Below are 20,649 nucleotides of genomic sequence, written 5' to 3'. Positions count from 1 at the left end.
CCAGTATGCCAACACAACAACTCGACTATTTCACCTCCCTAGTTGCTGAAGACGAACATCTTCCTTTAACGGAGGCAGCAATCGCTGTCGCACAGCACGCTTATCCTGATTTAGATGTTCAAGGGGCTCTCGATCAAATTGATGAGATGGGTAACAAACTCAAAACTCGCATCACGCCTGATACCTCACCCGTTCAGCGCTTACAAATTTTGAAGCATTTCTTTTATACCGAGCTGGGTTTTGGTCCGAACCCAAATGATTTCTATGCTCCTGAAAATTCGTACTTGCATTACATCCTTGAAAATCGCAGAGGGATCCCCATCTCATTAGCTATTTTGATGATGGAATTAGGCAATCAAATTGGCTTGAAAATTCGGGGTGTTTCATTTCCGAATCACTTCATGATGCGAATCTCTTTGCAACAGGGTGAAGTCATCATGGATCCCTTGACCGGTGAATCGTTATCAAAGACTCAGTTACAAGAAATGCTTGATCCCTACCTGGACGCCAAAGGCTATCGGGGTGAGTTGAGTCTGCCGCTCAATATCTTCCTACGTGCTTCTAGCTCAAGAGAGATTCTGTCGCGCTTTCTGAGAAACCTCAAAATGATTTACTCAGAACATGAGCGCTGGGAGCGTTTACTAGGCATTCAAGAGCGTTTGGTGATCCTGTTACCAGACTCTATTGAAGAGATTCGGGACAGGGGTTTGATTTTTGCGCAACTTGAGTACTTACGTCCCGCATTGGCGGATATGCATCGCTATCTCAGCGAAGTTCCAGAAGCTGAGGATGCTGGCGACATCCGCGAGCACATTGCCACACTTGAAAGTCAAACCAAGCTGCACTAAAGCCGAGTGGGCGTTAGTGTAAGCACTTTGGTTTTTTAAACTTCTGTTAGTTTTTCTTGCGCTGAAAAATTTTGTAGGCTGCTGCAAATAAAACCGGCACAGCAGCTGCACCCACGCCTACCAGGACGATCACATTGAGATTCTGGCGAATGACAGGGATATTGCCAAAGAAATATCCTGCTATGACCAAACCAAAGACCCACAACGCCGCACCAGCGATATTAAATAACTGAAAGCGTGAGAAGTTCATCTCGGATACACCCGCAATAAAGGGTGCAAAGGTACGAATAATTGGCAAGAAGCGGGCAAGGATGATTGTTTTGCCACCATGCTTTTCATAAAAAGCGTGGGTTTTTAATAAAGCGCCTTGATCAATCCAGCGCGATTGACTGCTGAATACTCGCTTACCAATCCAGCGGCCAATGAAGTAGTTCACGGTATTGCCTGCGACCGCAGCAATCAATAAACCAATACACAAGGTCCAGATATTGAAATGCTCGGTAGCGCAATAGGCGCCTGCAATGAACAGAAGCGAATCACCTGGTAAGAAAGGTGCGACCACTAGGCCTGTTTCTGCAAAAACAATAGCAAAAAGGAGGCCATAGGCCCAAGGACCGTATTGCTGAATCACCACATCTAAATGTTTATCAATATGCAGCAATAAATCACTGATTTGCAAAAGGGTATCCATCAACTCGCTCTTTAACTTATGGGTTGTTGCGGATATTAACAGGCTCTTATAATCAGGTATGCAAACTGAACCCTACATTCAGCCTATGCATGCTCCAAATGAAGTCTCAACGCTTTGTATTGTTGGGCCTACTGGCGCAGGCAAAACCCATCTCGCCATGTCTTTGGCTGAGCATGCGAAATCCATTGGCTTAACGATTGAACTTATCAGCATGGATTCCGCTTTAGTCTATCGGGGTTTAGATATTGGCAGCGCCAAACCAACTAAGTCAGAGCAAGCTGCGGTTATTCATCATCTGATTGACATCATTGATCCGACTGAAGTGTATTCAGCGGCACGTTTTGCTAATGATGCAAAACGACTTTGCACCGAGATTCGTGCGCGAGGCAATATTCCAGTGGTGGTTGGCGGAACGATGTTGTATTGGCGGGCATGGGCGCATGGCCTCTCCTCGCTCCCTCCAGCAAATCCAGAAATTCGTGCTCGTTTGGATGAAGAGGGTAAAGCCATTGGCTGGCCAGCAATGCACGACAAGCTTGCCAAGGTTGATCCCAAAACTGCAGCGCGCTTAAAGCCAAACGATTCCCAACGAGTGCAACGTGCTCTAGAGGTTTATGAAATTACCTGCAAACCCATGTCTCTATTGCTGGCTGACTCACCCAGTGAAGATGGCAGAGAAGGTTCAGCGATTCCACCATGGATTAAGTTAATTTCACTTGAACCAAGTGATCGTAAGCGATTGCATCTGAACTTAGAAAAGCGTTTTGATGAAATGCTTGCCGCTGGATTTATGGATGAAGTCAAAACTCTTCGTACCAATACTAGATTGCATGCAAATCTTCCAGCGATACGTTCGGTTGGTTATCGCCAAGCCTGGGAGTTTCTCAATGGTGAAATTGACGCTGAAGAAATGCGTTACAAAGCATTGGCAGCGACGCGCCAACTTGGTAAGCGTCAACTTACATGGCTGCGTGCAATAGATGGAAGAAGCACATTTGACCCCTTCAACCCCGAAGAGTTGAAGGCGGCGCTAGATTATTGCAAAAGCAATCTCATCCAAAAATAAAGGTAGATCGTTTAGATAACGATGGTTTGTGGCGCATCTTTTGGACGCTCAACCACTTCACCAACTGTCCAAGCCTTGAGACCTTGCGCAGTTAATGATTTGATTGCTGTATCCACTTGATCAGGCGCAACAATCACAACCATACCGATGCCGCAGTTAAATACGCGCACCATTTCTGCATCAGCAACGCCACCCTTCATTTGCAACCAACGGAAGAGGTCTGGCATTTGCCAGCTATCGCGATGCAAAACTGCTTGAGTGTTTTCTGGGAGCACGCGTGGCACGTTATCAACCAAACCACCACCCGTGATATGCGCCATTCCTTTTACATTGATTTCAGAAATCAATTTGAGCAGTGGCTTTACGTAAATTTCTGTTGGCGCCATCACCACATCACCCAATGGACGACCGCCCAAATCATCAGTAGGCTTTGCACCAGCACGCTCAATAATCTTACGGACCAATGAGTAGCCATTTGAATGTGCGCCACTAGAGCCAACTGCTAATACCGCATCACCCGGAACAATCGTTGCGCCAGTAATGATTTTGGATTTTTCAACTGCGCCCACGGCAAATCCGGCTAAGTCATATTCGCCTGGTGGGTACATGCCCGGCATTTCTGCGGTCTCACCACCGATTAATGCGCAACCAGATAATTCACAACCCTTGGCAATGCCACCAACAACCGTTGCTGCGGTATCCACAGTCAACTTGCCGCATGCAAAGTAGTCCAAGAAGAAAAGGGGCTCAGCACCCTGAACCAGGATGTCATTCACACTCATGGCTACCAAGTCTTGACCAATGGTTTCATGACGATTCCACTCAAAAGCCAGCCTTAGCTTAGTACCAACACCATCCGTACCGGATACTAATACTGGCTCCTTATAGCGCTTAGGTACCTCAAAAAGGGCCCCAAAGCCGCCAATTCCGGCCAAAACACCCTCGCGCATGGTTTTCTTGGCAAGCGGCTTAATGCGGTCAACCAGGGCATCTCCAGCATCAATATCGACACCAGCGTCACGGTAGGAAAGGCCTTTTGAGGAAGAATTAGTAGATGAGGTCATGTCAGCGCTGGAATATTAGTAAAAAATGCTACTAGGTCAGTAGAATCATTGAATTCTAGAGGATTACTCGTCATGGCTGAAATTTTTACCCCTTTTCTGGCTGCATTCATCCTTGCCTACATCCTGAGGCCTGCTTTTCTATGGCTGGAAAGAAGACGCATTCCCTCATCCCTGGCTGCAGGACTCACTGTCATCTTAGGGTTGGCTGCAGTAACGGCGATATTGAGCCTCTTTATAGGCCTCCTCAAAACAGAAATTCCCCTAATCAAAGCCCAGCTCCCAGGATGGATCTCAAATACACAGGCATGGCTGGGTCCTAAATTAGCTGAATTTCATATTGATGTTGATTGGGGTACTTTAAAAAACACAGCATCGCAAAAAATTTCAGAGCATATTAGCGACAATGCCGACTCACTAATGAGTACCACGATAGACACCGTACTGATGTCGGGCAGCTCGGTTATCACTGGCTTTGTAAATTCCGTATTAATTCTATTTGTGATGTTTTATTTATTGATTGATTGGAATCAATTTTTTCAGTACGTCAAAAATTTAGTACCCAAGCGCGCCCAAGAAACCGTACATCATCTTGCAATGCATACCGATGGACTGCTCTCGCAGTATCTCAATGGCATGGTAATCGTTGTCTCCATCATGTCCGCTTTCTATAGCATTAGCTTGACTTTGATTGGCATCAAAGGTGCGGTTGCTTTGGGTATTTTTACCGCCTTAATGATTGTGATTCCTTATATCGGCATTGCACTAGGATTCACGCTTGCTATAGTTTCGGCCCTTCTTCAATTTGGTCCGGGCTCAGAAATCATCGGTGTACTAGTCATCTATGGAATTGGGCAATTCTTAGAAGGCTTCTTCTTGACGCCACGCCTAGTGGGCGAGCGCATTGGCCTGCATCCCGTTGCCGTCTTGTTTGCGTTGCTTTTCTTTGGCAAGCTATTTGGCTTCTTTGGTGTATTACTCGCCCTACCAATTAGTGCGGTCAGCTTAGTCTTAGTCCAGTACTTATGGTCTATTTATACGCAAAGCTCTTGGTATCAAAAATAAGTTTGGTAGCAATGAATACACCCTCGCTTCCAAAACAATTTGCGCTAGACATTAGTCACTCACCCATAGCTAGTTTAGAAAACTATCTTCCCGGGAAAGATCTTGCCTTAATTTCTGCTCTGCAAAATATTGAAAAATCTTGGGGCAAGGTCAGCCCTCAAAGCTCTGATAACCCGCTCAATCAGCGCTGGATTTATTGGTGGGGGCCAGAGGGTTCAGGTCGTACTCATCTACTAAATGCCATTGAAAATGCGGCGAAGCATGCTGGCCTGTTACACATTGCCCTCTCTCCACTCGAACCTACTGCTTGGGTTCGCTTAGAAGAAAAGATGAATGCAATGACTGAAAGTGATACCCCTTCAGTCATCACCGTTGATGATGTTGACCAGCTAGATGATCGTCTTGTTGGCTCCTTATTTCGGATCCTGAATGGCGTTCAAGGAAGCAAAGCGATTCATATTTTTATGGCCGGAAACGCTGCTCCAGCCAATCTCAAGCTTCGAGAAGACCTGCGAACCCGTCTGGGCTGGGGCTTAATCTTTCAAACGCAGCTTTTGGATGATGATGAGAAAATACAAGCACTAGAGGAAGCGGCCAAAGAGCGAGGGCTTGTTTTATCCCCCGATGTGTTGCCCTGGCTGTTAAGTCGCTTTTATCGCGATATGCCCAGCTTGATGGCATTGATGGATGCTTTAGACGCTTACTCCCTTGAAACAAAACGTGCTGTAACCTTACCCCTTGTTCGCGAGCTCTTGCAGCCCAAATAATTTATTAAATATCAATTCGTGACTCAGCTAGCCCTTTTCGATTTAGACCACACCCTTTTGCCTTGCGATAGCGATTACGAATGGGGTCAATTTTTGGCTCGCATTGGTGTTGTAGACAGCGAATACTATGCACGACAAAACGAGCGCTTTTATCAAGACTATAAAGAAGGCAATCTGGATATTCATGAGTTTCTGCGTTTTGCTCTTAAGCCACTCTCAGAACATTCACGCGCGCAACTCAAAGAGTGGCACGACGCGTTTATGAAAGAAGTTATTAATGGCCAACTCCGACAACAAGCAATCGATCTAGTAAAACGTCACCAAGATGCTGGTGATCTTTGCTGCGTGATTACTGCCACCAACAGCTTTGTGACACGCCCTATTGTTGAAAGCTTTGGCATTGAGCACCTGATTGCCACAGAGCCAGCCACCGCAGACAACCATCCATTAGGTAACTACACTGGGGAAGTCAAAGGCATTCCCAATTTCCGCGAAGGTAAGATTCAAAATCTACACGACTGGTTAGCATCGCAAAAACTGTCTCTAGATGCTTTACCTTATAGTTATTTTTATTCTGACTCGATGAACGATCTTCCTTTACTCGAAAAAGTAAGTCATCCTGTTGCCACCAATCCAGATGATCGTCTTCGCAACGAAGCTAAGCAGCGCAACTGGCCCATTCTTGAATTGTTTGCATGATCACTAAATTTATTAAACGTATTTTGCGGCGTGACCCGATGGTCAAACATACGCAGGCCAACAATACTGGCGCCCCAAAGCGCATCCCTAAAAAAGCACATCGAATTGATCCGCATTTGCTTTCTAAGAATGCAGTCAAGGTAACGCACACATTGCAGCAGGCAGGATTTGAGGCATTTATTGTCGGTGGCGCTGTTAGAGATCTTGCTCTAGGTATCAGTCCAAAAGATTTTGACGTGGCAACCAATGCAACACCAGATCAAGTGCAAAGACTCTTTCGCAAAGCGCGCCTAATTGGTCGCCGCTTTCAAATTGTGCACGTGACTTTTTTTGGCAAAGGCCATCCTGAAATCATTGAGGTATCCACCTTCAGGGCCCTATTAGATAACGCTGGAGATCACGTAGCTGAGAGCGGCCGGATCCTGCGCGATAACGTCTGGGGCTCGCAAGGTGAGGATGCTGCAAGACGCGATTTCACAATCAACGCAATGTATTACGACCCTTCGTCCGAAACTGTTTTGGACTATCACGGCGGCATGGCAGATATGCAAAAGAAAACTTTGCGCATGATTGGCGATCCAGCAAAGCGCTATCGCGAAGATCCTGTTCGCATGCTCAGGGCAGTACGCTTCGCAGCAAAGACTGGCTTTGAATTAGATGGTGCTACACGCGCGCCCATCGCAAAGCTAGGCAAATTATTAAACGACGTCCCCTCTGCGAGGCTCTTTGATGAAATTTTGAAGCTCTTGATGTCCGGCTACTCTTGGGCAGCAATCCAAGGGCTCAAAGATGCTGGATTGCATCATGGTCTTCTCCCGCTCTTAGACCACATTCTGGATACAGGCGCAGACTCCAAGGGGGCCAATGATTTTGTAAAGCTGGCTTTGGCCAATACTGACGAACGCATTCAATCCGGTAAAAGCGTTTCTGCTGGATTTTTATTTGCCACCCTACTCTGGCCTGATCTACTAAAGAATTGGAAGGCCAACTCCGCTAAAGGAATGGCTAATATTCCTGCCTTGCATGATGCGATGGACGACACGATTGCCACTCAAAGTAGCGGCATGACGATTCAACGACGCTTCGAAAGCGATATGCGCGAAATTTGGTCTATGCAACCCCGCTTTGAGAGACGCGTGGGGCGATACCCTTATCGCCTCATCGAATCCCCACGTTTTAGAGCGGGTTATGACTTTATGTTGCTCCGCTGCGCCACCGAGGAATTAAACCCAGCAATCGGGCAGTGGTGGACAGACTTCATTGCAACCGACGTCACAGGGCAAGATAAGCTGATGGCTGGCGTCAAAAATGAATCTGGTAGCAGTCCAAGTCCTGCCAAAAGACGGCGTCGAAGAAAGCCAAAAGCGGCAGTGCCCCCAGAGAGTGCAGCAAGCTAAGCAGACTTAGAGAAATTTCAGTAAAGTAGTTTCATCTCTAGTTTGGAAACCTATGGCACGGGCATATATCGGATTTGGCGGCAACATCGGCGACACGCGTCAGCTTATTACTGATGCCATTGTTTGCTTGGCATTGCGGTCCGAACTTCAAATCTTGGCAAAAAGCTGTTTTTATCAAAGCGCGCCTGTTGAAGCTACAGGCGGCGACTACATTAATGCCGTCATTGAAGTCGAAACCGAGTTAAGCCCCTACGGCCTTTTACATGTTTGCCAAACCATTGAACAAGAATTTGGTCGTGAGCGCCCATATGCAAATGCCCCCCGGACTCTTGACCTAGACATCCTTTCGTTTGAAGGGGTTACTCAAAGCGAAACAGAATTGATGTTGCCGCATCCTAGAATTATCGAGCGCTCATTTGTACTCCTACCCCTGCTGGAAATCGCTCCCGATATCTTTTTGCCTAACTGGGGCGAACTCAAGGCCTACCTACCCAACGTGGCACACCAAAGAATTGAAAAACTCCCCTGCAGGAACTGTAATTGCGGGGAAAAAGACGTTTATAGCCAAACGGCGCATTAATTCATTAAACTCTCGCCATGGGTTACTTACAAGGCGACAAGCCAATCACAATTACTAAGCTCCTCGCAATGCATGCTGAGGGTGAAAAAATTGCCATGCTCACGGCATACGACTCAACTATGTCAGCGCTTCTCAATCGCTGCGCTGTTGAAACGATCTTGATTGGCGACTCTCTTGGGAATGTGATTCAAGGACACTCCAGCACTACGCCAGTGACCATTGAACAAATGGCGTATCACACCGAATGTGTAGCTCGTGCTAATACCCATGCATTTCTCATCGCTGACCTCCCATTTGCAAGCTACGGAGATCCAGTGCAGGCTCTCGAATCCTCTGCTCAATTAATGCGTGCTGGTGCAGATATGGTTAAGCTTGAAGGCGGTGGCGACTGGCAGATTGATGTCATTAGTCATTTAGTTAAGCGCAGTGTTCCTGTTTGCGCTCACTTAGGATTACTACCTCAATCAGTTCATGTCTTGGGCGGCTACAAAGTGCAGGGCAAATCTAAAGATGCTGCAAGCGTCATGCTTGAGCAAGCACTTGCCTGCCAAGAAGCTGGAGCCCAAATGGTAGTGTTGGAAGCAATTCCCTCTTCATTGGGCGAAAAGATTACTGCCGAACTTCATATTCCCACTATCGGAATTGGTGCTGGTCCAGATTGCTCTGGTCAAGTATTGGTTCTGCAGGATATGTTGGGCATCAGCCCCGGTAAGCCGCCGAAGTTTGTCAAAAACTTTATGGATGGCCATCACTCCGTTGAAGCCGCCATCAAGACTTATGTGCGCGAAGTGAAGTCCGGGAAATTCCCCGGACCCGAGCATGGCTTTGCTGGCTAATTGGCAGCTTGGCTGCCAATTAGTTACTAGCTAAAGAAACTCTTTACACCATCAAACCAACCCTTTTGTTGAGGGCTGTGTTTGTCGCCAGCAGATTTCAGACTGTCGTCAAACTGCTGTAGTAATTTCTTTTGCTCTTCAGTAAGCTTAATCGGAGTTTCTACCAGAACGTGGACAAAGAGATCGCCCACCATGGTTGAGCGCAATCCTTTGATGCCTTTATTTCGCAAGCGGAAAGTCTTACCCGTCTGAGTTCCCTCAGGGATTGGAAACTCCACGCGACCAGAGAGTGTTGGCACTTCGATTTCACCACCGATAGTAGCTGTCGCAAAAGAGATTGGCATTTGTACATGCAAATCACTACCATCACGCTCAAAGACTTTATGCGGCTTAACACGCACCTCTACATAAAGATCGCCGGATGGTCCACCATTGACACCTGGTTCACCGTTACCCACTGAGCGGACACGCATTCCATCATCAATGCCTGCCGGTATTTTGATCTCAAGTGTTTTTTGTTCTTTGTGTTTTCCACTGCCGTGGCAAGTTTTACATGGCTTAGGAATGTACTCGCCAGTGCCACGGCACTTAGGGCAAGTTTGCTGCATGGAGAAGAAGCCTTGCTGCACACGCACTTGACCATGACCATTACAGGTTGTGCAAGTCTCAGCCTTAGATCCAGGCTCTGCGCCGGTACCATGACAAGGCTTGCAATTACTCCAGCTAGGTACACGAATTTGGGTTGTATAGCCTTCAGCCGCTTGCTCAAGCGTAATGTCCATGTTGTAGCGTAAATCTGCGCCTTTATAAACTTGAGGGCCAGAGTGACGGCCGCCGCCTTGACCGAAGATATCACCAAAGATATCCCCAAACGCATCAGAAAATCCACCGCCCCCGAAACCGCCACCGCCAAATCCGCCACCCATAGATGGGTCGACGCCAGCATGACCATATTGGTCGTAAGCCGCGCGCTTATTGGGGTCGGTTAAGGTTTCGTAAGCTTCTTTAACTTCTTTAAATTGGGCTTCAGCCGTTTTGCTATCGGGATTGCGATCAGGGTGATGTTTCATCGCCATCTTGCGATAAGCCTTTTTTAGCTCATCGTCACTGGCACCTTTTGCTACACCAAGCACTTCATAAAAATCGCGTTTACTTTTAGGCACAGCCTATTCCTCTCAACAACCTGAATGACACAAGTCGGCACGAGGCCGACTTGTTATTTAAGTACATCAAAACTACGTTAATGAATGTCCAATTGCAGAATTACTTCTTGTCATCAACCTCTTTAAAGTCAGCGTCAACAACATCCGCATCAGGGGCAGCGCCAGGGGCTGCACCACCAGGAGCTGCACCAGGTGCGGCACCGCCAGCTTTAGCTTGTTCAGCCGCCATGACTTTTTCGCCCAGCTTCTGACTTGCTTTACCCAAAGCTTCTGTTTTAGCTTCAATGGCTTCCTTGTCGCTACCTTTAATGGCTTCGTCTAAGTCTTTCAAGGCCGCTTCAATCGCTTCTTTTTCGGAAGCCTCTAAGCTAGCACCATGCTCTTCCAAAGCCTTCTTGGTTGAGTGAGCCAAGGCATCTGCAGTATTGCGAGCAGTTACCAACTCAAGCGCTTTCTTATCTTCAGCAGCATTGGCTTCAGCATCCTTCACCATGCGTTGAATTTCTTCTTCAGTCAAACCAGAGTTTGCCTTGATGGTGATCTTGTTCTCTTTACCAGTGGTCTTGTCTTTTGCTGTTACATGCAAAATACCGTTAGCATCGATGTCAAAAGTTACTTCAATCTGTGGCATACCGCGTTGCGCAGGAGCAATACCTTCAAGGTTAAATTCCCCTAGCAACTTGTTTGCAGCAGCCATCTCGCGCTCACCTTGGAAGCACTTAATGGTTACAGCAGGCTGGTTATCTTCCGCAGTTGAGTAAACCTGTGAATGCTTGGTAGGGATCGTGGTGTTCTTAGGAATCATCTTGGTCATGACGCCACCAAGAGTTTCTATACCCAATGACAATGGGGTAACGTCCAAGAGCAATACGTCCTTACGATCGCCAGACAATACAGAACCCTGAATTGCAGCGCCAACAGCAACGGCTTCATCTGGGTTCACGTCTTTGCGTGGTTCTTTACCAAAGATTTCTTTTACTTTGTCTTGAACCGCAGGCATACGGGTTTGACCGCCAACCAAGATGACGTCGTCGATGTCCGCTACGTTTACGCCAGCATCTTTAATCGCAGTTAAACAAGGGCCAGCTGTACGGCTAATCAACTCTTCAACCAAAGACTCCAACTTAGCGCGGGTCAACTTCAAGTTCAAATGCTTAGGACCGCTAGCGTCAGCCGTTACATATGGCAAATTAATTTCAGTTTGTTGTGCAGATGACAATTCGATCTTGGCTTTTTCAGCAGCATCTTTCAAACGCTGCAACGCCAATACGTCTTTGCTCAAGTCAACGCCTTGCTCTTTTTTGAACTCAGCAATGATCCAATCAATGATGCGTTGGTCAAAGTCTTCACCACCTAAGAATGTATCGCCGTTGGTAGAGAGAACTTCAAACTGCTTCTCACCGTCAACGTTAGCAATCTCAATGATGGATACGTCGAATGTACCGCCACCCAAGTCATACACAGCAATCTTGCGATCCACTTTGTCTTGTTTATCCAAGCCAAACGCTAATGCAGCAGCGGTAGGCTCATTGATGATGCGCTTCACATCTAAACCAGCGATACGGCCAGCATCCTTAGTTGCTTGGCGCTGGCTATCGTTAAAGTAAGCAGGAACAGTAATCACGGCCTCTGTCACCTCTTCGCCAAGGTAATCTTCGGCAGTTTTCTTCATCTTGCGCAAGATTTCAGCGGACACTTGTTGTGGCGCCATTTTCTTATCGCGTGCTTGAACCCAAGCATCGCCGTTATCAGCAGCAATAATTGAATAAGGCATCAAGCTGATGTCTTTTTGCACTTCAGGATCTGTAAATTTACGGCCCATCAAGCGCTTCACTGCGTAGATAGTATTTTTAGGATTGGTTACTGACTGACGCTTTGCAGGCGCACCAACCAAGACTTCGCCATCTTCAACGTAAGCGATGATGGATGGAGTTGTGCGACCGCCTTCAGCGCTCTCGACAACTTTAGGTGCATTGTTTTCAACGACTGAAACGCATGAATTCGTGGTTCCTAAGTCGATTCCGATAATCTTTCCCATAATTGCTCCAAAAAATTAAATTGTTTGTTGTACTGATAAATATTTCGATACCCAGTAAGTGGGGTCTAAAAAAGGGATTTCAAGGGGACAAAGAGCAAAAAAGGCAGAAATCTGCCTTTTTCTACCTTTTTTATGACTTTTTAGGGTTTTAGCCCCTTTTTAGCTTATTTTGGAGCGCTGACCGTCACCAAAGCAGGTCTTAAAACCCTATCAGCCACGGTATAACCCCGCTGCAATACAGAAACCACTGTGTTGGACTCTTGCTCGGAAGGCACGGAAGCAATAGCCTGATGGTGGTGCGGGTCAAACTTATCCCCAACCGCAGGGTTAATTTCTGTCATACGGCCTTTTTCAAAGGCAGACAGTAGCTGCTTAAGGGTGATTTCCAAGCCTTCTTTAAAAGCTTTGGCATCACCAGCATCGGTACTCAATGCAGCGTAAAGACTGTCCGTCACGGGTACCAAATGCTCTGCAAAACTTTCAATCGCAAATTTATGCGCCTTCGCAATATCTTCCACGGCACGGCGACGAATATTTTCTCCTTCCGCCTTAGCGCGCAAGAAGTTATCTTGCAGCTCACCAATCTTTTGATTGAGTTCTGCAATTTCCTGTTCAGGCGTTTTTACAGGCGGAGTTTCTGCTGCAGCCTCATTGAGTGGTTCTGCAGAAGAATTCTCTTGCTCTGGGGATGGGTTTTGGTTTTCTTGTGTCATGGGCGCTATTTTACTTTTCTATAAAGATGGCTATTACTTTGCAATATGGGGCTGATTGTTGCAATTTCAAGACTTCATTCTTTCAGCCAGCTCAGCCCTTTCATTACGCTTCGCTAATTCAGCGTCAGACTCCACGCCTAAAGACCAGCCTTGCAGATGATGATGAGCAATATCGCTCAGAGCCTCTATCCACTTGGGGCTGCTGTTTAGACAGGGAATATAGCGATAGTCTTTACCGCCATGCTCTAGGAAGATTTCGCGGGCTTCCATGGCGATCTCTTCTAAGGTCTCCAAGCAATCGGCCGGAAATCCAGGGCAAAAAATATCGATGCGCTGGCAACCTTCTTTGGCTAACTTTTCAATTGTTGGAGCTGTATAGGGCTTTAACCATTCCGCCTTACCAAAGCGGGACTGGAAGGTCACAATATATTGTCCAGGCTCTAAACCCAGAGACTCGCCCAGCAAGCGACCTGTTTTCAGACACTCGCAATGATAGGGGTCACCCTTCATTAAACTACGCTTTGGCAAACCATGGAAAGACATTACAAAACGATCGCCTTTTGCAAAATCTGGACGGCCATCTTTATCCCAGCTCGATAACACTTGATCACGCAATGCGGCAATATAAGCAGGGTTGTCGTGATAGTGCTTTACTGAACGCAGCTCAGGTTGATCGCGCCAAGTACCTAAAACACGAAAGACTTCATCAAAGCTAGACGCCGTGGTTGTGGCGGAGTATTGAGGGTATAAAGGCAATAACAATAAACGTTCCATACCTTGTGCCTTCAGGCCCTCTAGGACGACCTGTGTAGAGGGCTGGCCATAGCGCATTGCCAAATCCACTAAAACTGCATGACCCTCATTGGCAAATTTCTCGCCCAATTCTTTCGCCTGCAAGCGTGAGTAGTGCATTAAGGGAGAACCTAACTTTGGCAACCAAATAGAGGCATATTTTTTCGCAGAAGCACCACTACGAATTGGCAAAATAATGCCATTCAAAATGCACCACCAAATAATGCGCGGAATTTCTACTACGCGTGGATCCGAAAGAAATTCTTTTAAATAGGCACGTACCGCTTTAGATGTTGGAGCGGATGGTGTCCCCAAGTTCAAAAGCAATACTGCGGTTTTGGAAGCACGTAGATGCGGATTCGGATTCAAGATGTTCTGTCTCTGGTAATGAGTTTTAAATATAAAAAGTTAGACTTGGACTCAGGAGCTTAAGGCGCCCGATAGTAATTTTGAGGTGATATCCACAATCGGAATCACTCGGTCATATGCCATCCGTGTTGGCCCAATCACCCCAAGCGTTCCCACTATTTGACCGTCTACACTATATGGGGCGCTGATTACAGCGAGGTCCTCATAAGGCAATAAATCACTTTCACCGCCAATAAATATTTGAATACCGTCCGCATGACTTGATACGTCGAGCAATTGCATAAGTACCGATTTTTGTTCCAACATATCAAACATCTTGCGTAATTTATCGAGGTTGGAACTTAAATCTCCAACATTCAATAAGCGACGCTCACCAGACAAAACCATGTCGCCCCGCCCCATGTCGTAATCAGCAACACCGGTTTGCAAGGCCAAAGCCATTAACCCAGCAATATCTGTACGCAAATTATCTAAGTCGGATTTCAGATGCATACGCACTTGATCAAAACTTTTTCCAGCAAACTGGGCGTTGATAAAGTTACCCGCCTCAATGAGTTGACTTGGCGTGTAATCCTGAGTGGTTGGCAATATACGATTTTGTACATCGCCCTCTGGCGTAACCATGATGAGCAATATCTTGCCTTCGCCCAAGCGCAAGAACTCAATATGTTTAAAAACCTGGGCTCGTTTGGGCGTCATGACAACACCAGCAAAATGGGTCAAGTTGGACAAAATCTGCGCCGCCGAGTTCAGGACCCTTTGAGGAGAATCCGGTAGAAGGCCTTTTTCAACCTCTCTAGCAGCCATCGCCTCCAATGGGCGCACCGTCACCATGGTGTCCACAAACAGGCGATAACCCCGGGGGGTTGGAATGCGGCCAGCTGAAGTATGGGGGCTGGTAACAAGCCCCATCTCCTCTAAATCCGCCATCACGTTACGTATAGTGGCTGCGGAGAGGTCCAAACCCGAGAATCTAGACAGTGTGCGCGAGCCAATAGGCTGACCCTCCTCGATATAGCGCTCGATGAGAGTTTTTAGTAAGGCGCGGGAACGTTCATCCATGGTGGAAGGGATTTTATGCCTATGGTTTAATCGTTATATGTTAAGCCCATCCCCAAATTCCAGCAAAAAGGCATTTAGCCGGGTTGCGCTTGTCGGCAAATTTCATGCTGATGGCATTGAGGAGCACCTAAAAGACCTAGCCAAAGTAGTCTCAGGATTGGGTTGTGAGGTCTTTATTGAGTCTGAGACAGCCACTCACCTTGGTTTGAACACCTACCCCACAAAAACTGCGAAAGACTTTGCTGGAGCAATTGACCTTGTTGTTGTTTTGGGGGGCGATGGCACCATGCTGGGCATTGCACGTCAATTGGCAGGCAGCAATGTTCCGCTCGTTGGAATCAATATGGGTCGCCTTGGTTATATGACTGATATTCCAATTCAGTCGGTTCAGACTACGCTACCCAAAATTATTTCCGGGGAATACGAAGCCGATACACGCACATTGCTCGATGCTGTAGTGCTTCGTAATGGCAAAGAAATTAATCGCGCATTAGCACTTAATGATGTTGTCGTGAATCGCTCTGGCATTTCAGGAATGGTTGAGTTGGCTGTTCACGTCAATGGCTCATTTATGTATAACCAACGATCTGATGGCTTGATCGTATCGACCCCTACCGGCTCAACCGCTTATGCACTCTCTGCAGGCGGACCTATTTTGCATCCGCATGTGGCAGGTATATTGCTTGTCCCGATTGCGCCACACTCACTTTCTAATCGGCCAATTGTTTTGCCGGAGGATAGTGTCACGGTGATTGAGGTGGTCAATGGACTTGAAGTGATTGTCAATTTCGACATGCAATCACAAACGAATTTACAAAGCGGTGACAAGATTGAAGTGCGTCAGTCTGATAAAACTATTGATCTATTACACCCCAGCAATCACAGTGACTACAAGACTTTGCGTGAGAAATTGCACTGGAATGAATACCCATCGACTTTCTGATGTCGAGTTTTTTGCTACGCTAATACATGCTTCAAACCATCTCACTCCGTGACTTTGTCATTGTTGATCAGCTAGAGCTAGATTTCTCAAGCGGGTTTACTGTGCTCACCGGCGAGACCGGTGCAGGCAAATCAATTCTGCTAGACGCCCTTGGTTTAGTGCTGGGTGAGCGTGCTGATAGCAGCCAAATACGTGAAGGCAGTAACCGCGCAGAAATTTCATCACTCTTTCGGATTGAGCCAGAGCTAGTGCAATCGTTTAGTCAGTGGCTGGATGAGCAAGGATTCCCCATTGAAGATGAGGGCCAAAGCTTATTACTCAAAAGAACCGTAGAAAGTAATGGACGTAGTCGTGCCTTTATTAATGGCAGCGTTGCGACGCTAGCGCAATTACGTGAAGCTGGTGATCAGCTAGTGGACATTCACGGACAACATGCCCACCAACTCTTATTAAAGGGTGGTGCTCAACGCGAACTTCTCGATCGCCACGCTGGCTTGCTACCACTCTCTGCAGAGGTAGCCCAAACCTTCAAAACACTGGCCAATTCTCGTCGCCGTCTTGAGCAAGCAGAAAACGCAGGCCAAGACGTTGAACGCGAACGTGAGCGCCTTAAGTGGCAACTGGAAGAACTCACCGAACTCTCCCCGCAAGAAGGTGAATGGGTCAACATTCAAAGCGAGCACGCCCGCTTAGCAAATGGTGCAAAGTTAATTGGTGGTTGCCAAGAAGCAATTGAAGTGTTGAGTGATGCCGATAACTCCCTGGAATCTACCTTGTCGAAAGTATGCGCCAATGTAGGCGCCCTAGCGGAGCATGACCCAGCCTTAGGCGAGATCAATCAAGCACTAGAGTCAGCCAGCATTCAGCTAGATGAAGCCATTCATGGGCTCAATCGTTACCTGCAAAAGATTGACTTAGATCCCGCTCGACTTTCCGAAGTAGAAGAGCGGATGCAAGCATTGCATAGCACGGCTCGCAAATACCGTGCAGAAGTTGAGGAACTACCAAAACTTCTTCAGGAGACATCAGAGCGACTGGATGCTTTAACCGCATCCCAAAATATTGAAGCACTCCGAGATCAAGTCAAACAAGAAGAAGCGGTTTACTTAAAGCTAGCAAAACAGCTTTCACAAAAACGCAGCAAGGCCGCCAAAGAGCTAGGCGATTTAGTGACTAATGCCATGCAAGATTTATCCATGGCAGGTGGGCGCCTAGAGATTGGTTTGGCACCCCTTAGCGAGGGTGGATTCCAAGGTCTTGAGCAAATTGAATTTTTAGTAGCCGGTCATGCTGGTAGCACTCCTCGCTCACTTGCTAAGGTAGCCTCAGGTGGAGAGCTAGCCCGCATTAGCCTAGCAATTAGCGTTATTACAAGTAAAGCATCATTCACCCCCACGCTCATCTTTGATGAAGTGGATGCGGGGATTGGTGGCGCAGTTGCTGAAACAGTAGGCAAACTATTGCATCAATTGGGTCAATCTCACCAGATCTTATGTGTAACCCATTTGCCACAGGTAGCGGCTCAAGGCAACCATCACCTCAAAGTGAGCAAATCTCAAAACGGTGAGAAGACGGTATCGCAAGTACAGATTTTGGGTAGGGCTGAACGGGTGGAAGAAGTGGCCCGCATGCTTGGTGGCGCTACCATTACCGACACCACTCGTCGTCATGCCCGTGAGTTACTAGAGCAAAACTAAAGCTGCATTACCTCTAGCCAATACTTGAGGGCGCTTTAAAAATCTCCAGCCAAAGCGCTTGAACTGCATTTCTTGCCGCAATGAGCTCAATCTCATTTTCTAGATTGATCTGGGTCTTTTCAGCCCCATCCAAACGCAAGCGATGTTGACGGGCCCTCAGCAATCGATACGCATTGCCAACAGTGAGTGCAGCCTCTTGCGTAATTAAGCCCACATCACCAGCAATTCGCAACAAAGCAATGTTACCTAGATTGCCAATGAGTTGAGCATGCTGATGGGCATAAGCCAAGACTAAGAACTGCACAATAAATTCAATATCGACCATACCACCAGAATCATGCTTTAAGTCAAAATCAGCCTTGGTATTGGGATGACCTGCATGCACCTTGCGGCGCATTTCTAAAATTTCTGTCCTGAGCTGACCAATATTGCGTTTCTGACTTAACACCTCGGAACGAACTAAGTCAAAGAATTTGCCCACGCCCCGATTACCGGCCGAGCAACGAGCTCGCGTAAGGGCCTGATGCTCCCAGACCCAAGCCGCATTATCACCTTCTCGAAGTTGATATTTTTTAAAGGCATCCGCGTTCGTTACTAAGAATCCAGCGGAGCCATTAGGACGAAGACGCGTATCGATCTCAAATAAGCTACCAGTAGAAGTAAACGCAGTTAACCAATTAATCATGCGCTTTGCTAGCAAAGCATAAACTTCTTGAGCCGCATAGTCTGAGTCTTCCGCTTGATACAAAAAGATAATGTCTAAATCAGAGGCATAGCCTAATTCTTTGCCACCCAATTTGCCATAAGAAATAATTGCAAATGGAGGGCTAGCCTCGAGAGGTAAATCAAACTTTTGAGCCACACTAGGCCAAACCCGCTCAAATGTCGTCTGCAAAATTAAATCCGCTAAAGCAGATAGGTGGTCACTAACCCGCTCCACCGGCAACGCTTGTTGCACGCCAATACCTAGATCTGTCAATAGCGTGATGAAGGTTTCGTTGTGATGGGTGACTCGTAGGATATCCATCGCCTGCTCAGAGCCATCACTATCGGCCACAACATCATCGAGCCGCATATTGAGATTGGCTCGCACCTCGGTCCAATATCTTGATGGATCCTCGATTAAAGTTCTCTCGGTTTGAGAGTTCAATAAGTGATCCAGTAAATGTGGATGACGCGTAAGATATTGCGCACCCCATTGTGACGCCTTGAGTAAGTCAAGCACATTAGATAATGCCCTGGGATACTCGGCCAAAATGGAAAGATAGGCACTACGCCTCGCAATTGCCTCAAGCAAATCAAACAAACGCAATAGTGTTTGGTCAGCATGTGCCGAGGTAGCAGCTTCAATCTGTAAACTCTCTGCCGCCTTGCACATCAAGTTATCGAAAATTAAACGACTTTTTTTCGGCAGTAATTTTTGTTTTGGGCTATCAATCCACGACTGCCAACGAATATAGGAGTCAGGGAAAAATATTGGGTCAGGCGCCCAGTCCCGAGCTAAGGGCGCAATCTCGAGACGCGAGCCATCGTCCAGTAAAAATGCTTTTTCAAAAAGTTGAGCAACCTTATTTTGATGCCGCTCTAGTTCGGTCATAAAAGCGTTTACTTGCGCTTGTTGGCCTTGCATCGAAATCGCCAACCGTGACCGTACTTCAGCATCATCAGGCAGATAGTGGGTTTGCTGGTCATCCCATACCTGAATACGATGCTCCAAGCGCCTTAAGAAAACATAGGCCGCCTGTAAGGCATCTACCTCATCGGCGGGCAAGATGCTACATTGCTTAATGAGATCTAAGACCTCCAAGCTTGGGCGGACTCTAAAGCGAGGATCTGTACCGCCCCGCATGAGTTGAAACATTTGCGCCAAAAACTCAATCTCTCGAATGCCCCCGCGCCCTAACTTGATGTCACGTGAACGCCCCTGATGACCCGAAGAGCGTTTTTCTGCTTCTGCCTGAATTTGCGCATGCAAATCCCGAATGGAGGCAATCACACCGTAATCTAAATGTCGACGATACACAAAGGGACGAATCAGTTGGTCAAGCTCTCTTTGGCAGCGGGAAAAATCTGGGGCACCAGGTAGAGGCGCGATTAATCTACCTTTAATCCAGGCGTAGCGCTCCCACTCTCGCCCCTGAACCAATAGATATTCTTCCAGCATATCCAAACTACATACCAGGGGTCCTGAATCTCCATTGGGACGAAGGCGCATATCCACCCTAAAAACAAACCCATTGGCGTCGTGCTCAGCAAGCAGCTTAATTAAGCGTTTGCCCATTCTCGTGAACCATTCCTGGTTGGATAAACTCTTAGGCCCACCAGTGGTTTCACCCTCATGCTCATAGAGAAAAATCAAATCGATATCTGATGACAGGTTGAGTTCAAGGCCACCCAATTTACCCATGCCGACAACCATGAGCGGCATCTCTGATTGCGTTGCGTTACTCCAAGGCAAGCCGAAACGGGTTTTTAGGTCTTGCCGAATAAAGGCAATCGATGCGGAAACTGCTAATTCAGCAAAATGGCTCAGCGCCTGAGTCACCTCTTGCAAGGCGGCCATGCCATTTAAGTCTCTGAATGCAACCCAGAGCATCAATCGCTGCCTTGCCAAGCGCAAATTGGTCATCCATAGGGCCTCGTCTTGCGCATCAGCCCGTTCATCGACACCACAGTCTTTTAGCAAGGCCTTAATGCCCTGTATATCGACTTTTTTCTGCCCTTGAATACGGAGCCACTCAAGCCACTCAGGGTGAGCAGTTAGCCAACGTCGCGCATAAGTCGAGTGCTGCTCTAAAAAATCGATTTGCTGGGAAAAATCATCCATTCCCCCATCTTAATCCGACCCCAAGACCCAAGCCA

18 protein-coding genes are annotated in these 20,649 nt (G+C 47.2%); 10 read left to right on the top strand and 8 right to left on the bottom strand.

Features of this window, described 5'->3' with window-relative positions:
- Positions 1 to 5 precede the first annotated feature (5 nt).
- Positions 6 to 848, top strand: a complete 843-nt coding sequence (locus tag ICN34_RS01285; protein ID WP_072582828.1) for a SirB1 family protein — start codon at positions 6 to 8, stop codon at positions 846 to 848.
- Positions 849 to 894: 46 nt separating this feature from the next.
- Here the strand turns inward: ICN34_RS01285 and ICN34_RS01280 are convergent, their stop codons facing one another.
- Entirely contained in the window at positions 895 to 1,539 is a 645-nt protein-coding gene (locus ICN34_RS01280) for a VTT domain-containing protein (RefSeq protein ID WP_216120398.1), read from the bottom strand.
- 58 nt (positions 1,540 to 1,597) lie between these two features.
- On the opposite strand from ICN34_RS01280, the gene miaA reads away from it, so the two are divergent.
- On the top strand, positions 1,598 to 2,605 hold the full coding sequence (miaA, locus tag ICN34_RS01275) for a tRNA (adenosine(37)-N6)-dimethylallyltransferase MiaA (RefSeq protein WP_216120396.1): 1,008 nt from the start codon (positions 1,598 to 1,600) through the stop codon (positions 2,603 to 2,605).
- Positions 2,606 to 2,616: 11 nt separating this feature from the next.
- Here the strand turns inward: miaA and purM are convergent, their stop codons facing one another.
- Positions 2,617 to 3,669 (bottom strand): phosphoribosylformylglycinamidine cyclo-ligase, encoded by a 1,053-nt coding sequence (gene purM / locus ICN34_RS01270; protein WP_072582825.1) that lies wholly within the window; start codon positions 3,667 to 3,669, stop codon positions 2,617 to 2,619.
- 72 nt (positions 3,670 to 3,741) lie between these two features.
- On the opposite strand from purM, the gene ICN34_RS01265 reads away from it, so the two are divergent.
- Genes ICN34_RS01265 through panB form a run of 6 tightly spaced genes read left to right on the top strand, consistent with a single transcriptional unit; the run spans position 3,742 to position 9,010 of the window.
- On the top strand, positions 3,742 to 4,731 hold the full coding sequence (locus ICN34_RS01265; RefSeq protein WP_216120394.1) for an AI-2E family transporter: 990 nt from the start codon (positions 3,742 to 3,744) through the stop codon (positions 4,729 to 4,731).
- 11 nt (positions 4,732 to 4,742) lie between these two features.
- Positions 4,743 to 5,498 carry a DnaA regulatory inactivator Hda gene (hda, locus tag ICN34_RS01260; RefSeq protein WP_072582823.1) on the top strand — a complete coding sequence of 252 codons (756 nt, stop codon included), beginning with the start codon at positions 4,743 to 4,745 and terminating at the stop codon, positions 5,496 to 5,498.
- 18 nt (positions 5,499 to 5,516) lie between these two features.
- Complete coding sequence (locus ICN34_RS01255) at positions 5,517 to 6,197, top strand: HAD family phosphatase (protein WP_072582822.1); 681 nt, start codon at positions 5,517 to 5,519, stop codon at positions 6,195 to 6,197.
- Complete coding sequence (pcnB, locus tag ICN34_RS01250; RefSeq protein ID WP_072582821.1) at positions 6,194 to 7,594, top strand: polynucleotide adenylyltransferase PcnB; 1,401 nt, start codon at positions 6,194 to 6,196, stop codon at positions 7,592 to 7,594. Before ICN34_RS01255 ends, pcnB begins: the two co-directional genes overlap by 4 nt.
- Before the next feature lie 52 nt (positions 7,595 to 7,646).
- Complete coding sequence (gene folK / locus ICN34_RS01245) at positions 7,647 to 8,174, top strand: 2-amino-4-hydroxy-6-hydroxymethyldihydropteridine diphosphokinase (protein WP_072582820.1); 528 nt, start codon at positions 7,647 to 7,649, stop codon at positions 8,172 to 8,174.
- 17 nt (positions 8,175 to 8,191) lie between these two features.
- Complete coding sequence (gene panB / locus ICN34_RS01240) at positions 8,192 to 9,010, top strand: 3-methyl-2-oxobutanoate hydroxymethyltransferase (RefSeq protein ID WP_216120393.1); 819 nt, start codon at positions 8,192 to 8,194, stop codon at positions 9,008 to 9,010.
- A 26-nt stretch (positions 9,011 to 9,036) separates the two neighbouring features.
- On the opposite strand, the gene dnaJ is transcribed toward panB, so the two are convergent.
- From dnaJ to hrcA, 5 genes are all read right to left on the bottom strand, one after another.
- Positions 9,037 to 10,173, bottom strand: coding sequence for a molecular chaperone DnaJ (gene dnaJ / locus ICN34_RS01235; protein WP_216120391.1), 1,137 nt, complete (start codon positions 10,171 to 10,173; stop codon positions 9,037 to 9,039).
- Positions 10,174 to 10,273: 100 nt separating this feature from the next.
- The gene (gene dnaK / locus ICN34_RS01230) at positions 10,274 to 12,211 is read right to left on the bottom strand and encodes a molecular chaperone DnaK (protein ID WP_216120389.1); all 1,938 of its coding nucleotides are present in this window, start codon (positions 12,209 to 12,211) and stop codon (positions 10,274 to 10,276) included.
- 164 nt (positions 12,212 to 12,375) lie between these two features.
- Positions 12,376 to 12,924, bottom strand: coding sequence for a nucleotide exchange factor GrpE (grpE, locus tag ICN34_RS01225; protein ID WP_216120387.1), 549 nt, complete (start codon positions 12,922 to 12,924; stop codon positions 12,376 to 12,378).
- 66 nt (positions 12,925 to 12,990) lie between these two features.
- A complete protein-coding gene (hemH, locus tag ICN34_RS01220) occupies positions 12,991 to 14,085 on the bottom strand; it encodes a ferrochelatase (RefSeq protein WP_216120385.1) in 1,095 nt (364 codons plus the stop codon).
- 51 nt (positions 14,086 to 14,136) lie between these two features.
- Positions 14,137 to 15,147: a heat-inducible transcriptional repressor HrcA gene (gene hrcA, locus ICN34_RS01215; RefSeq protein ID WP_215358563.1), complete on the bottom strand. Its 1,011-nt coding sequence runs from the start codon at positions 15,145 to 15,147 to the stop codon at positions 14,137 to 14,139.
- A 37-nt stretch (positions 15,148 to 15,184) separates the two neighbouring features.
- On the opposite strand from hrcA, the gene ICN34_RS01210 reads away from it, so the two are divergent.
- Positions 15,185 to 16,090, top strand: a complete 906-nt coding sequence (locus tag ICN34_RS01210) for an NAD kinase (RefSeq protein ID WP_072582913.1) — start codon at positions 15,185 to 15,187, stop codon at positions 16,088 to 16,090.
- A 26-nt stretch (positions 16,091 to 16,116) separates the two neighbouring features.
- Positions 16,117 to 17,787, top strand: coding sequence for a DNA repair protein RecN (gene recN / locus ICN34_RS01205; protein ID WP_216120383.1), 1,671 nt, complete (start codon positions 16,117 to 16,119; stop codon positions 17,785 to 17,787).
- Between the two features lie 13 nt (positions 17,788 to 17,800).
- On the opposite strand, the gene glnE is transcribed toward recN, so the two are convergent.
- Positions 17,801 to 20,614, bottom strand: coding sequence for a bifunctional [glutamate--ammonia ligase]-adenylyl-L-tyrosine phosphorylase/[glutamate--ammonia-ligase] adenylyltransferase (gene glnE, locus ICN34_RS01200; RefSeq protein ID WP_216120382.1), 2,814 nt, complete (start codon positions 20,612 to 20,614; stop codon positions 17,801 to 17,803).
- Positions 20,615 to 20,649 lie beyond the last annotated feature (35 nt).

The organism is Polynucleobacter sp. Tro8-14-1 (assembly GCF_018881655.1).
In the GTDB taxonomy this organism is placed as follows: domain Bacteria; phylum Pseudomonadota; class Gammaproteobacteria; order Burkholderiales; family Burkholderiaceae; genus Polynucleobacter.
This window is presented reverse-complemented; position numbering and strand designations above follow the sequence as displayed.